Source organism: Pseudomonas sp. P7779 (assembly GCF_013386315.1).
Taxonomy (GTDB): Bacteria; Pseudomonadota; Gammaproteobacteria; order Pseudomonadales; family Pseudomonadaceae; genus Aquipseudomonas.
In genome coordinates, this window is the sequence record NZ_JACARZ010000018.1 from 14,930 (window position 1) to 28,154 (window position 13,225).

The 13,225-nt window shown below is 61.9% G+C and carries 8 protein-coding genes; 6 read left to right on the forward strand and 2 right to left on the reverse strand.

Annotated elements, in window-relative coordinates; all coding sequences use genetic code 11:
• Positions 1–30 precede the first annotated feature (30 nt).
• The 5 genes from aroB to hemE all read left to right on the forward strand — a co-directional run bounded on the left by aroB (position 31) and on the right by hemE (position 10,258).
• On the forward strand, positions 31–1,131 hold the full coding sequence (aroB, locus tag HX869_RS06165; RefSeq protein WP_003209346.1) for a 3-dehydroquinate synthase: 1,101 nt from the start codon (positions 31–33) through the stop codon (positions 1,129–1,131).
• 10 nt (positions 1,132–1,141) lie between these two features.
• Entirely contained in the window at positions 1,142–2,701 is a 1,560-nt protein-coding gene (locus tag HX869_RS06170; protein ID WP_003209350.1) for an SPOR domain-containing protein, read from the forward strand.
• 350 nt (positions 2,702–3,051) lie between these two features.
• Positions 3,052–7,497: a glutamate synthase large subunit gene (gene gltB, locus HX869_RS06175; protein ID WP_003209351.1), complete on the forward strand. Its 4,446-nt coding sequence runs from the start codon at positions 3,052–3,054 to the stop codon at positions 7,495–7,497.
• 32 nt (positions 7,498–7,529) lie between these two features.
• On the forward strand, positions 7,530–8,948 hold the full coding sequence (locus tag HX869_RS06180) for an FAD-dependent oxidoreductase (RefSeq protein WP_003209353.1): 1,419 nt from the start codon (positions 7,530–7,532) through the stop codon (positions 8,946–8,948).
• Positions 8,949–9,190: 242 nt separating this feature from the next.
• Positions 9,191–10,258, forward strand: coding sequence for a uroporphyrinogen decarboxylase (hemE, locus tag HX869_RS06185; protein WP_087692524.1), 1,068 nt, complete (start codon positions 9,191–9,193; stop codon positions 10,256–10,258).
• A 53-nt stretch (positions 10,259–10,311) separates the two neighbouring features.
• On the opposite strand, the gene HX869_RS06190 is transcribed toward hemE, so the two are convergent.
• Positions 10,312–11,529 carry an MFS transporter gene (locus HX869_RS06190; RefSeq protein ID WP_371132458.1) on the reverse strand — a complete coding sequence of 406 codons (1,218 nt, stop codon included), beginning with the start codon at positions 11,527–11,529 and terminating at the stop codon, positions 10,312–10,314.
• A gap of 181 nt (positions 11,530–11,710) precedes the next feature.
• On the opposite strand from HX869_RS06190, the gene HX869_RS06195 reads away from it, so the two are divergent.
• Positions 11,711–12,604: a LysR family transcriptional regulator gene (locus HX869_RS06195; protein ID WP_003209358.1), complete on the forward strand. Its 894-nt coding sequence runs from the start codon at positions 11,711–11,713 to the stop codon at positions 12,602–12,604.
• A 161-nt stretch (positions 12,605–12,765) separates the two neighbouring features.
• Here HX869_RS06195 and HX869_RS06200 read toward each other — a convergent pair whose 3' ends face one another.
• Positions 12,766–13,206 (reverse strand): hypothetical protein, encoded by a 441-nt coding sequence (locus tag HX869_RS06200; RefSeq protein WP_003209360.1) that lies wholly within the window; start codon positions 13,204–13,206, stop codon positions 12,766–12,768.
• Between the last annotated feature and the right edge of the window lie 19 nt (positions 13,207–13,225).

Below are 13,225 nucleotides of genomic sequence, written 5' to 3' on the forward strand. Positions count from 1 at the left end.
CGCCTGCTTTCATCTTCAACGCGGGGACACATGCAGACACTTAAGGTCGATCTTGGCGAGCGCAGCTACCCGATCCATATTGGCGAAGGTTTGTTGGACCAGCCCGAGTTGCTCGCACCGCATATTGCCGGGCGGCAAGTGGCGATCATCTCCAATGAAACGGTCGCGCCGCTGTATCTTGAGCGTCTGAGCCGCAGCCTGGCGGCGTACTCGGTGATCTCGGTGGTGCTGCCGGACGGCGAGGCCTTCAAGACCTGGGAAACCCTGCAACTGATCTTTGATGGCCTGCTGACGGCCCGTCATGACCGGCGCACCACGGTGGTGGCCCTGGGTGGCGGTGTGATCGGCGACATGGCCGGCTTTGCAGCCGCCTGCTATCAGCGCGGCGTGGACTTTATCCAGGTACCGACCACCTTGCTGTCCCAGGTCGATTCGTCGGTGGGCGGCAAGACCGGCATCAACCACCCGCTGGGCAAGAACATGGTCGGCGCGTTCTATCAGCCGAATGTGGTGCTGATCGACACTGCCACCCTCAATACCCTGCCACCCCGCGAGCTGTCGGCGGGCCTGGCGGAAGTCATCAAGTACGGGCTGATCTGCGACGAGCCGTTCCTGACCTGGCTGGAAGAACACGTCGACGCCCTGCGCGCCCTCGACCAGGTGGCACTCACCGAAGCGATTTCGCGCTCCTGCGCCGCCAAGGCGCTGGTGGTGAATGCCGACGAGCGTGAGTCCGGCGTGCGCGCCACCTTGAACCTCGGCCACACCTTCGGCCATGCGATCGAGACCCACATGGGCTATGGTGTGTGGTTGCATGGAGAGGCCGTAGCGGCTGGCACAGTGATGGCATTGGAGATGTCGCAACGCCTGGGCTGGATCAGCGCCCAGGAGCGTGATCGCGGGATCCGCCTGTTCCAGCGCGCCGGGTTGCCGGTCATTCCTCCCGAGGAGATGACCGAGGCAGATTTTCTCGAACATATGGCAATAGACAAGAAAGTGATCGACGGTCGACTGCGACTGGTGCTGTTGCGCCGAATGGGCGAAGCGGTAGTGACCGACGATTATCCGAAAGAGATTTTACAGGCCACGCTGGGAGCGGATTACCGCGCCCTGGCCCAGCTTAAAGGTTAATAAGATCCCGATGACTAGTTTGCATGCCGACGAGGCGTTCCTCGGCCATTACCAGTTAAGCCACGACCCTTTTGCTCCTCGGGTGCCTGGTTTCAAGTTTTTCCCTGCGCAACGCAAGCCGGTGCTGGGACAACTGCACCACCTGGCGCGCTACAGCCAGTTGCTGCTGGTGGTCACCGGCCCATTGGGCAGCGGCAAGACCTTGCTGCGCCAGGCACTGGTGGCCAGCACCAACAAGCAATCGGTACAGAGCGTGGTGGTTTCCGCCCGTGGTGCCGGTGATGCGGCAGGCGTGTTGCGTCAAGTGGCCCAGGCCCTCGACGTGTCCACTGCCGAGCCGAATGCGATCCTCAAGCAAGTGGTGCAACTGGGCCTGACCGGCCAGGAAGTCTACCTGCTGGTGGATGACGCCGAGCAGCTCGACGAATCTGCCCTGGAAGCGTTGCTGGCCCTGGCGGCCGGTACGCCTGAAGGGCGCCCGCATGTGTTCCTGTTTGGCGAGTCTTCGCTGATCGCCGAACTTGAACAGATCAGCGGTGAGCAGGAGCTGTTCCACGTCATCGAACTGCAGCCTTACGAAGAAGAAGAAACCCGCGAATACCTGGCCCAGCGGCTGGAAGGCGCAGGGCAGGGCATCGAACTTTTCTCCGCTTCGCAGATCTCTGATATTCACGAAAGCTCCGACGGCTGGCCTGGCACCATCAACCAGGTTGCCCGGGATGCCATGATCGAAGCCATGATTGCCAGCCGCTCAGCGGTAAAGCGTCCAAAGATGGGGTTTACTATGCCGAAGAAGCACGTATTGGCAATTTCTGCCGTTGTCGTGGTTGCCGTCGCCGCCGCCTGGTTGATTCCAGGTCGCAACAAGGCACCGACCACCGCTGGCGCGCCAACCGAACAGGCGCAGTTGCCACTGGGCAAGCCAACGCCGAACGTTGAGTTTGCCAACTCCGGCCAACCCACCAACCTGCCAATGGTCGGCCAACCGGTGATGCGCGGCCCGCTCGCCGAAGAAGCTGGCGGCATCTCCGAAGGCGACGATGGGGTGCCCGTGGAAGGCTCCAGCGCCACGCCGCCGACCGTGACCACCACCGCGCCACCTGCGGGCGTGCCAGCCGGTCAGCCAGCGGCCAAGCCGACGCCAGCGCCAGCCCAGGTCGCCACCGCCAAGCCTGCGCCTGTTGCCAAGCCGGTCGCCCCGGCGCCTGCGGCCAAGCCGGCTCCAGCCGCCAAGCCTGCCGAAAAACCGGCCGTCGTGGCCAAGGCCGCGACTGGCGCTGCCGGCAGCAGCTGGTATGCCAGCCAGCCTACCGGTAACTTCGTGGTGCAGATCCTCGGCACCAGCTCCGAAGCCAACGCCCAGGCGTTCGTGAAAGAGCAGGGCGGCGAGTACCGTTATTTCAAGAAAGTGCTCAACGGCAAGCCTCTCTACGTGATCACTTACGGCAACTTCTCCAGCCGTACAGCAGCGGAATCCGCTATCAAGGCCTTGCCAGCGAAGGTTCAGGCTGGTAAACCTTGGCCTCGCACTGTCGCCAGCGTTCAACAAGAACTGGCAACAACTCGCTGAAGATCCGGCGGCCTTACCCAGGCCGCCCTCTCGGCACCTCAAAAAAAACAACACAGCGTGCAGCCCTGAAGGCCGCGCGCTTTGTGGTGTCTGCGTCACAGTGGCTTTTGAGTCGTAGCGGTCAAAATTAAAAAAGTTTTGACTAGCACAGCATATCGCTTTAAACCTTTCATAAATGCGACATAGATTTGCGACATTTCGTCGCTAAATTTGTGAGCGTCTGTGTCGGTGTGTACAATGACCTCCCTTTTGCCCCCGCTAAGCCGGCGTACGTTCGGCGTGGAAGGTAACCGGTTGAATTGAAAAGAAATTTGCCTCGAAATAAGAGGCAGCCTGGTGAGAAAGTGTCTATGAAAGCAGGTCTGTACCAACCCGATGAATTCAAGGATAACTGCGGTTTCGGCCTGATAGCCCACATGCAGGGCGAGCCCAGTCATACCCTTTTGCAAACGGCCATCGAGGCCCTGACCTGCATGACCCACCGCGGTGGGATCAACGCCGACGGCAAGACCGGTGACGGTTGCGGCTTGCTGATTCAAAAGCCCGACCAGTTCCTGCGCGCAGTCGCCAAGGAACATTTCGGCGCCGATTTGCCCAAGCAGTACGCTGTGGGCATGGTGTTCTTCAACCAGGACCCGGTAAAAGCCGAAGCTGCTCGCGAGAACATGAACCGCGAGATCCTGGCCGCTGGCCTGCAGCTCGTCGGCTGGCGCAAAGTGCCGATCGACACCAGCGTACTGGGCCGCCTGGCCCTGGAGCGCCTGCCGCAGATCGAACAAGTGTTCATCGCAGGCGACGGCCTGAGCGACCAGGACATGGCGATCAAGCTGTTCACCTCTCGTCGTCGCTCGTCCGTGGCCAATGCCGCCGACACCGACCACTACATCTGCAGCTTTTCCCACAAGACCATCATTTATAAAGGCCTGATGATGCCGGCGGACTTGACCGCCTTCTATCCAGACCTGAGCGATGAGCGCCTGCAAACCGCAATCTGCGTGTTCCACCAGCGCTTCTCCACCAACACCCTGCCGAAATGGCCGCTGGCCCAGCCATTCCGCTTCCTCGCCCACAACGGCGAGATCAACACCATCACCGGCAACCGCAACTGGGCCGTGGCCCGTCGCACCAAGTTCGCCAACGACCTGATGGACCTGGAAGAGCTCGGCCCGCTGGTCAACCGCGTGGGTTCCGACTCCTCCAGCATGGACAACATGCTCGAACTGATGGTCACCGGCGGCATCGACCTGTTCCGTGGCGTGCGCATGATCATTCCGCCAGCGTGGCAGAACGTCGAGACCATGGACCCCGACCTGCGGGCGTTCTATGAGTACAACTCGATGCACATGGAACCGTGGGACGGCCCGGCTGGCGTGGTAATGACCGACGGTCGCTACGCCGTGTGCCTGCTCGACCGTAACGGCCTGCGCCCGGCGCGTTGGGTGACCACCACCAACGGCTTCATCACCCTGGCGTCGGAAATCGGCGTGTGGAACTACAAGCCGGAAGACGTGATCGCCAAGGGCCGCGTTGGCCCGGGCCAGATCCTCGCCGTGGACACCGAGACCGGTCAGATTCTCGACACCGATGCCATCGACAACCGCTTGAAGTCCCGTCATCCGTACAAGCAATGGCTGCGCAAGAATGCCCTGCGCATCCAGGCAACCATGGAAGACAACGACCACGGTTCTGCCTTCTACGACGTCGACCAGCTCAAGCAGTACATGAAGATGTACCAGGTCACCTTCGAAGAACGTGACCAGGTGCTGCGCCCACTGGGCGAGCAGGGCTACGAAGCCGTCGGCTCCATGGGCGATGACACGCCAATGGCTGTGCTGTCCCAGCGCGTGCGCACGCCGTACGACTATTTCCGCCAGCAGTTCGCCCAGGTGACCAACCCGCCGATCGACCCGCTGCGCGAAGCCATCGTGATGTCCCTGGAAGTGTGCCTCGGTGCCGAGCGCAACATCTTCCAGGAATCGCCTGAGCACGCTTCCCGCGTGATCCTCAGCTCGCCGGTCATTTCCCCGGCCAAGTGGCGCTCGTTGATGACCCTGGATCGCCCAGGCTTCGACCGGCAGATCATCGACCTGAACTACGACGAGAGCCTCGGCCTGGAAGCCGCGGTGCGCAATGTCGCCGATCAGGCTGAAGAAGCCGTGCGTGCCGGCCGTACCCAGATCGTGCTGACCGACCGCCATATCGCCCCGGGCAAGCTGCCGATCCACGCTTCCCTGGCCACCGGCGCGGTACACCACCGCCTGACCGAAAAGGGCCTGCGTTGCGATTCCAACATCCTGGTTGAAACCGCCACCGCCCGCGACCCGCATCACTTTGCGGTGTTGATCGGCTTCGGCGCCTCGGCGGTGTATCCGTTCCTGGCTTACGAAGTACTCGGCGACCTGATCCGTACCGGCGAAGTCCTGGGCGACCTCTACGAGGTGTTCAAGAACTACCGTAAGGGCATCACCAAGGGCCTGCTGAAGATCCTGTCGAAGATGGGCATCTCCACCGTCACGTCCTACCGCGGCGCGCAATTGTTCGAAGCCATCGGCCTGTCGGAAGAAGTTTGCGAGATGAGCTTCCGTGGTGTGCCGAGCCGCATCAAGGGTGCGCGTTTCGTCGACATCGAAGCCGAGCAGAAAGCCCTGGCCGCCGAAGCCTGGAGCGCGCGCAAGCCGATCCAGCAAGGCGGCCTGCTGAAGTTCGTGCACGGTGGCGAATACCACGCCTACAACCCGGACGTGGTCAACACCCTGCAAGCCGCCGTGCAGCAAGGCGACTACGCCAAGTTCAAGGAATACACCGCGCTGGTGGATAACCGCCCGGTGTCGATGATCCGCGATTTGTTCAAGGTGAAAACCCTGGACACGCCGCTGGCCATCAGCGAGATCGAGCCACTGGAATCGATCCTCAAGCGTTTCGACTCCGCCGGTATTTCCCTGGGCGCCTTGTCGCCTGAGGCTCACGAAGCCCTGGCCGAAGCCATGAACCGCCTGGGTGCGCGTTCAAACTCCGGCGAAGGCGGTGAAGACCCGGCGCGCTACGGCACCATCAAGAGCTCGAAAATCAAGCAGGTCGCCACTGGCCGCTTTGGTGTGACCCCGGAATACCTGGTCAACGCCGAAGTGCTGCAGATCAAGGTTGCCCAGGGCGCCAAGCCGGGCGAAGGCGGGCAACTGCCAGGCGGCAAGGTCAACGGCCTGATCGCCAAGCTGCGTTATGCAGTGCCGGGCGTGACGTTGATTTCACCGCCGCCGCACCACGACATCTACTCGATCGAGGATTTGTCGCAGCTGATTTTCGACCTCAAACAAGTCAACCCGCAGGCCCTGGTCTCGGTGAAACTGGTCGCGGAAGCCGGCGTGGGCACCATCGCCGCCGGTGTGGCCAAGGCCTATGCCGACCTGATCACCATCTCCGGCTACGACGGCGGCACCGGCGCTTCGCCGCTGACCTCCATCAAGTACGCCGGCGCACCGTGGGAACTGGGCCTGGCTGAAACCCACCAGACCCTGCGCGGCAACGACCTGCGCGGCAAAGTCCGGGTGCAGACCGACGGTGGCCTGAAAACCGGCCTCGACGTGATCAAGGCCGCAATCCTCGGCGCCGAAAGCTTCGGCTTCGGCACCGCGCCAATGATCGCCCTGGGCTGCAAATACCTGCGCATCTGCCACCTGAACAACTGCGCCACCGGCGTGGCCACTCAGAACGAGAAGCTGCGCAAGGACCACTACATCGGTACCGTCGACATGGTGGTGAATTTCTTCACCTACGTCGCCGAGGAAACCCGTGAGTGGCTGGCCAAGCTGGGCGTGCGTTCCCTGGAAGAGCTGATCGGCCGTACCGACCTGCTGGACATCCTTGAAGGCCAGACCGCCAAGCAACAGCACCTGGACCTGACGCCGCTGTTGGGCAGCGATCACATCCCGGCCGACAAGCCACAGTTCTGCCAGGTTGACCGCAACCCGCCGTTCGACAAGGGCCTGCTGGCCGAGAAGATGGTCGAGATGGCCACTTCGTCGATCAACGACGCAAGCGGCGGCGAATTCGCCCTGGATATCTGCAACTGCGACCGTTCCATCGGCGCACGCATCTCCGGCGAAATCGCGCGCAAGCACGGCAACCAGGGCATGGCCAAGGCGCCGATCACCTTCCGCTTCAAGGGCACCGCTGGCCAGAGCTTCGGTGTGTGGAACGCCGGTGGCCTGAACATGTACCTCGAAGGCGACGCCAACGACTACGTGGGCAAGGGCATGACCGGCGGCAAGCTGGTGATCGTCCCGCCAGTGGGCAGCGTCTACAAGACTCAAGACAGTGCCATCATCGGCAACACCTGCCTGTACGGCGCAACCGGCGGCAAGCTGTTTGCCGCGGGCACGGCCGGTGAGCGTTTCGCAGTGCGTAACTCCGGTGCCCACACCGTGGTTGAAGGCACGGGCGATCACTGCTGCGAGTACATGACCGGTGGTTTTGTCGCGGTGCTGGGCAAGACCGGCTACAACTTCGGTTCGGGCATGACCGGCGGTTTCGCCTACGTGCTCGACCAGGACAACACCTTCGTCGACAAGGTGAACCACGAGTTGGTGGAGATCCAGCGGATCAGCGGCGAAGCGATGGAATCCTATCGCAACCACTTGCAGCATGTGCTGGACGAATATGTCGAGGAAACCAACAGCGAATGGGGTCGCAACCTCGCTGAAAACCTCGATGACTACCTGCGTCGTTTCTGGCTGGTCAAGCCCAAGGCTGCCAACCTGAAATCGTTGCTTTCCAGCATCCGTGCCAACCCGCAGTGATATGCGCCTGAAGAGTTTGATGAGGTTTTAACATGGCTGAACGTCTGAATAACGACTTCCAGTTCATCGATGTCGGGCGCAAAGATCCGAAGAAGAAACTGTTGCGTCAACGCAAGAAAGAGTTCGTGGAAATCTACGAGCCCTTCAAACCCCAGCACTCGGCCGACCAGGCCCACCGCTGCCTGGGTTGCGGTAACCCGTATTGCGAATGGAAGTGCCCGGTGCACAACTTCATTCCGAACTGGCTGAAGCTGGTGGCCGAGGGCAACATCCTCGCCGCCGCCGAGCTGTCTCACCAGACCAACACCCTGCCGGAAGTGTGCGGCCGGGTGTGCCCGCAGGACCGTCTGTGCGAGGGTGCGTGCACCCTCAACGACGGCTTCGGCGCGGTGACCATCGGTTCGGTGGAGAAGTACATCACCGACACCGCGTTCGCCATGGGCTGGCGCCCGGACATGTCCAAGGTCAAGCCGACCGGCAAGCGCGTCGCGATCATCGGCGCGGGCCCGGCGGGCCTGGGCTGTGCCGACGTGCTGGTGCGTGGCGGCGTGACCCCGGTGGTGTTCGACAAGAACCCGGAAATCGGTGGCCTGCTGACCTTCGGCATCCCCGAGTTCAAGCTGGAAAAAACCGTACTGAGCCATCGTCGCGAAGTCTTCACCGGCATGGGTATCGAGTTCCGCCTCAATACCGAAATCGGCAAGGACGTGACCATGGAGCAACTGCTCGAAGAATACGATGCCGTGTTCATGGGCATGGGCACCTACACCTACATGAAGGGTGGCTTCGCCGGTGAAGACCTGCCGGGCGTGTACGACGCTCTGGACTTCCTGATCGCCAACGTCAACCGCAACCTGGGCTTTGAAAAGTCGCCGGAAGATTTCGTCGACATGAAAGGCAAGAAGGTCGTGGTGCTGGGCGGTGGTGATACCGCGATGGACTGCAACCGCACTTCGATTCGCCAGGGCGCCAAGTCGGTGACCTGTGCCTACCGTCGTGACGAAGCCAACATGCCGGGTTCGCGCAAAGAGGTGAAGAACGCCAAGGAAGAAGGCGTGAAATTCCTCTACAACCGCCAGCCGATCGCTATCGTCGGTGAAGACCGTGTCGAAGGCGTGAAAGTGGTCGAGACCCGTCTCGGCGAACCGGATGCCCGTGGCCGTCGCAGCCCTGAGCCGATCCCGGGTTCCGAAGAGATCATCCCGGCAGACGCCGTGGTCATCGCCTTCGGTTTCCGCCCAAGCCCGGCGCCTTGGTTCGAGCAGTTCGAAATCCAGACCGACAGCCAGGGCCGTGTTGTAGCCCCGGAACAAGGCCAGTACAAACACCAGACCAGCAACCCGAAAATCTTCGCCGGTGGCGACATGGTGCGCGGGTCTGACCTGGTAGTGACGGCCATCTTCGAAGGCCGCAACGCCGCCGAAGGGATCCTGGATTACCTGCAGGTCTGACCCCGATCCCGGATTGAAATGGGATCAAAATGTGGGAGCGGGCTTGCTCGCGAATGCGGTATATCAGTCACCAGATGTGTTGGCTGACCCACCGCTTTCGCGAGCAAGCCCGCTCCCACATTTGTTTTGTGGCGCTTTCATATCCGCGACAAATTGACCCGATAGACAAAAGGCACGGCTCTTGCCGTGCCTTTTGCGTCGCGCTCTGAGAAAATGCCCGCACTTTTTTTGCGGATGCCGACATGACTGCCCTCAAGAACGACCGTTTCCTTCGTGCCCTGCTCAAGCAACCCGTGGACGTCACCCCTGTGTGGATGATGCGCCAGGCCGGTCGCTACCTGCCGGAATACCGCGCCAGTCGCGCCCACGCCGGCGACTTCATGAGCCTGTGCATGAACCCGGAGTTCGCCTGCGAAGTCACCATGCAACCGCTGGACCGCTATCCACAGCTGGATGCGGCCATCCTGTTCTCCGATATCCTGACCATCCCTGACGCCATGGGCCAGGGCCTGTACTTCGAAACCGGCGAAGGCCCGCGTTTCAAGAAAGTCGTCAGCACCCTGGCCGACATCGAAGCCCTGCCGATCCCCGATCCCCACAAGGACCTGGGCTACGTCATGGATGCGGTCAGCACCATCCGCCGCGAGCTGAATGGCCGCGTGCCGCTGATCGGCTTCTCCGGCAGCCCGTGGACCCTGGCCACCTACATGGTCGAAGGCGGCTCGTCGAAAGACTTCCGCAAGACCAAGGCCATGCTGTACGACAACCCGCAAGCCATGCACCTGCTGCTGGACAAGCTGGCGCAGTCGGTCACCTCCTACCTCAACGGCCAGATCATGGCCGGCGCTCAGGCGGTGCAGATCTTCGACACCTGGGGTGGCAACCTGTCGGCGGCGGCGTACCAGGAGTTCTCCCTGGCCTACATGCGCAAGATCGTCAGCGGCCTGATCCGCGAACACGAAGGCCGCAAGGTGCCGGTGATCATGTTCACCAAGGGCGGCGGCCTGTGGCTGGAAAGCATCGCCGACGCCGGCGCCGACGCGCTGGGCCTGGACTGGACCTGCGACCTCGGCGAAGCCCGTCGCCGCGTGGGCAACAAGGTTGCGCTGCAAGGCAACATGGACCCGACCGTGCTGTACGCCAAGCCGGAAGCCATCCGTACTGAAGTGGGCCGCATCCTCGCCAGCTACGGCAAAGGCAGTGGTCACGTGTTCAACCTTGGCCACGGCATTACTCCGGAAGTTGATCCGGAGCACGCAGGTGCGTTCCTGCGGGCGGTGCACGAGTTGTCGGCGCAGTATCACGAGTGATCGCGCGGCAATGAAAAAGCCCGGCAGATGCCGGGCTTTTTTGTAAGCGCTGGTTAAGCTTTGGCTTCCTGCAACGGCGGCAGCTTCGCCAGCTTCAACGCCACCAGCAGCGCGACGATCAACAGCGCAACGATGAACCCGCCAATCCCGTTCCACCCGGCGTAGTGCCAGAAGAAACCACCCGCCGTCCCCGCAATACTCGACCCCACGTAGTAACTGAACAGGTACAGCGACGACGCCTGGCCCTTGGCTTTCAGCGCGCGGCGGCCGATCCAGCTGCTGGCTACCGAGTGGGCGCCGAAGAAGCCGAAGGTGAAGATCAGCATGCCGGGCACTACCAGCCACAGCGGAGTAAACAGCGTCAGGGCGATACCGCCGAGCATCAGCACGATGGTGCCCCAGAGCACGCGACGACGGCCCAGGCGGTCGGCCAGGGAGCCGATTTTCGCCGAGCTGTAGATACCCGAGAGGTAGACCAGCGACAGCAGGCCTACCACGGCCTGGCTCAAATCGTACGGGTCCGCCAGCAAGCGGTAGCCGATGTAGTTGAACATCGTCACAAAGGCGCCCATCAGCACGAAGGCTTCGAGGAACAGCCACGGCAGGCCGGCGTCCTTGAAGTGCATGGTGAAGCCGTCCACCAGGCTGCGCGGGTGCAGGGTGCTGGCGCGGAAGTTGCGCGATTCGGGGAGGATCTTCCAGAACACCGTGGCCGCGATCAGCGCCAGGGCGCCGATGATCAGCATCGCGGTGTGCCAGCTGACGAAGTCGATCAGTACGCCGATGATCAAGCGCCCGCTCATCCCGCCAATGGCGTTACCACCGATGTACAAACCCATGGCCAGGCCGATGTGTTGCGGGTGGATCTCTTCACTCAGGTAGGTCATGGCCACCGCTGCCAGGCCGCTGAGGGACAGGCCCACCAGTGCGCGCATCAGCAGGATGCCTTCCCAGCTTGGCATCAGGCCGCTGGCGATGGTGCACAACGCGGCGCAGAACAGTGCGGCAACCATCACCGGCTTGCGCCCCAGGGTGTCGGAAATCGGCCCGGTGATCAGCAGGCCAATGGCGAGCATGCCGGTGGCCACCGAGAGAATCAGGCTGCTTTGCGCGGCATTGATGGAAAATTCGTGGGACAGCGCCGGCATCATCGGCTGTACGCAGTAGAGCAGGGCGAAAGTGGCGAAACCGCCGGAGAACAGCGCCAGCACCGTGCGCATGAACATCGGAGTGCCTTTTTCGATGTACTGCTCGTTGAGCTGTGCCACCACTTCATCGAGGGCGGTGGGCGGTACTTCTTGAGCAAGCGGAGCGACAGCAGATTTCACGCGGGACCTCGGGGAGGAAAGGCTGCCAGGGCTGGCAATGCAAAAAAGAATATAGCTCCCTATTGATTCTTTCCAATATATTGTTCGACCTGTTTAAGAGTTTTTACGACCTAATGAGGTTTTCATGGAACTGCGCCACCTGCGTTACTTCATCGCCGTGGCTGAAGAGCTGCATTTTGGCCGCGCCGCGCAGGTGCTGGGGATCTCCCAGCCGCCCCTGAGCCAGCAGATCCAGGCGCTGGAGCAGGAGATAGGTGCGCGGTTGTTTGAGCGTACCAATCGTCGGGTCGAGCTGAGCGAGGCCGGCAGGTTGTTCCTGCAAGAGGCACGGTTGGTGCTGGCGCAGGTGGATAAAGCGGCGGACGTGGCACGTCGGGCGCAGTTGGGGGAACTGGGGGAGTTGAAGATTGGCTTCACCTCTTCTGCGCCGTTCAACTCCAGCATCCCACAGGCGATCTTCGCGTTTCGCCAGGCATTCCCGGCGGTGCATTTGAATCTGCAGGAGATGAGCAGCACGGAGGTGGCCGAGTCGCTGGTGGATGAGTCGATTCAGGTGGGGTTGATGCGACCGTTGCCGTTGCCCGATTCCCTGAGCGTCGTGGAACTGATGCGCGAGCCCTTGGTGGCCGTGCTGAACGCCGGGCATCCGCTGGTGGAGGGGAGCGAGCGGGGTTTGCACCTGGCGCAATTGGCCGAAGAACCGTTTGTGTTTTTCCCGCGGACTTACGGCAGCGGGTTGTATGCCCAATTGATGAGCCTGGCGCGTGATGCCGGCTTCAGCCCGCACTTCGCGCAGGAGGCTGGGGAGGCGATGACCATCATCGGCCTGGTGGCGGCGGGGTTGGGTGTCTCGGTGTTGCCGGCGTCGTATCAGCGGATCCGCATTGATGGCGTGGTGTATCGCACGTTGCTGGATCAGGAGGCGGTGACGGCGGTGTGGCTGGTGCAGCGCAAGGGTCAGCAGACGCCGATGGCCAAGGCGTTTGTCGAGCTGCTGACCCGCAAGGCATTGGTATGACCGACGCATAACCTGTGGCGAGGGAGCTTGCTCCCGCTGGGCTGCGCAGCAGCCCCGAAACCCGACGACTGAGTTTTACCAGGCAACCCTCAATCGCAGGTTTCAGGGGCGCTTCGCGCCCCAACGGGAGCAAGCTCCCTCGCCACAGGGAAGCGGGTGTTTCAGTTCTGCTTCGACGTCCCGGTCTGCTGGAGCAACTGCGCCGTGTCACTCACACCATTGGTGCGCAACGCCGCCAGGATGTCACGGTCCAGCATGCTCACCCAGCGGTTGTAGTTGCGGTGAATCTTGCCGTCCTTGTAGCCCAGGTCGCGGCTGTCGCGGTAGGTGATGGCGTAGCTGGTGGCGGTGTAGCGGATGTCGATTTCAGCGTGGAACTGGTTGCGCACGTTGATCTCGGCCTGCACCAGTTGCGGGCTCAGGCGCTGCACCACCCATTGGCGTTTGTTCAAGGCCGCGATAATGGTCTGCTTCATTTTTTCTTCGTTGACCTGCGGGTTCGCCGGCAAGTCGTGCTGGGTGTTGAGCACCGGTTTGTTGGTGCAGCCAGCGGTGGTGAGCAGGGCCAAAGCGACCAGTGTTGCGCGTAGCAGGGAAGACATTCCATTTCTCCAGTCAGTA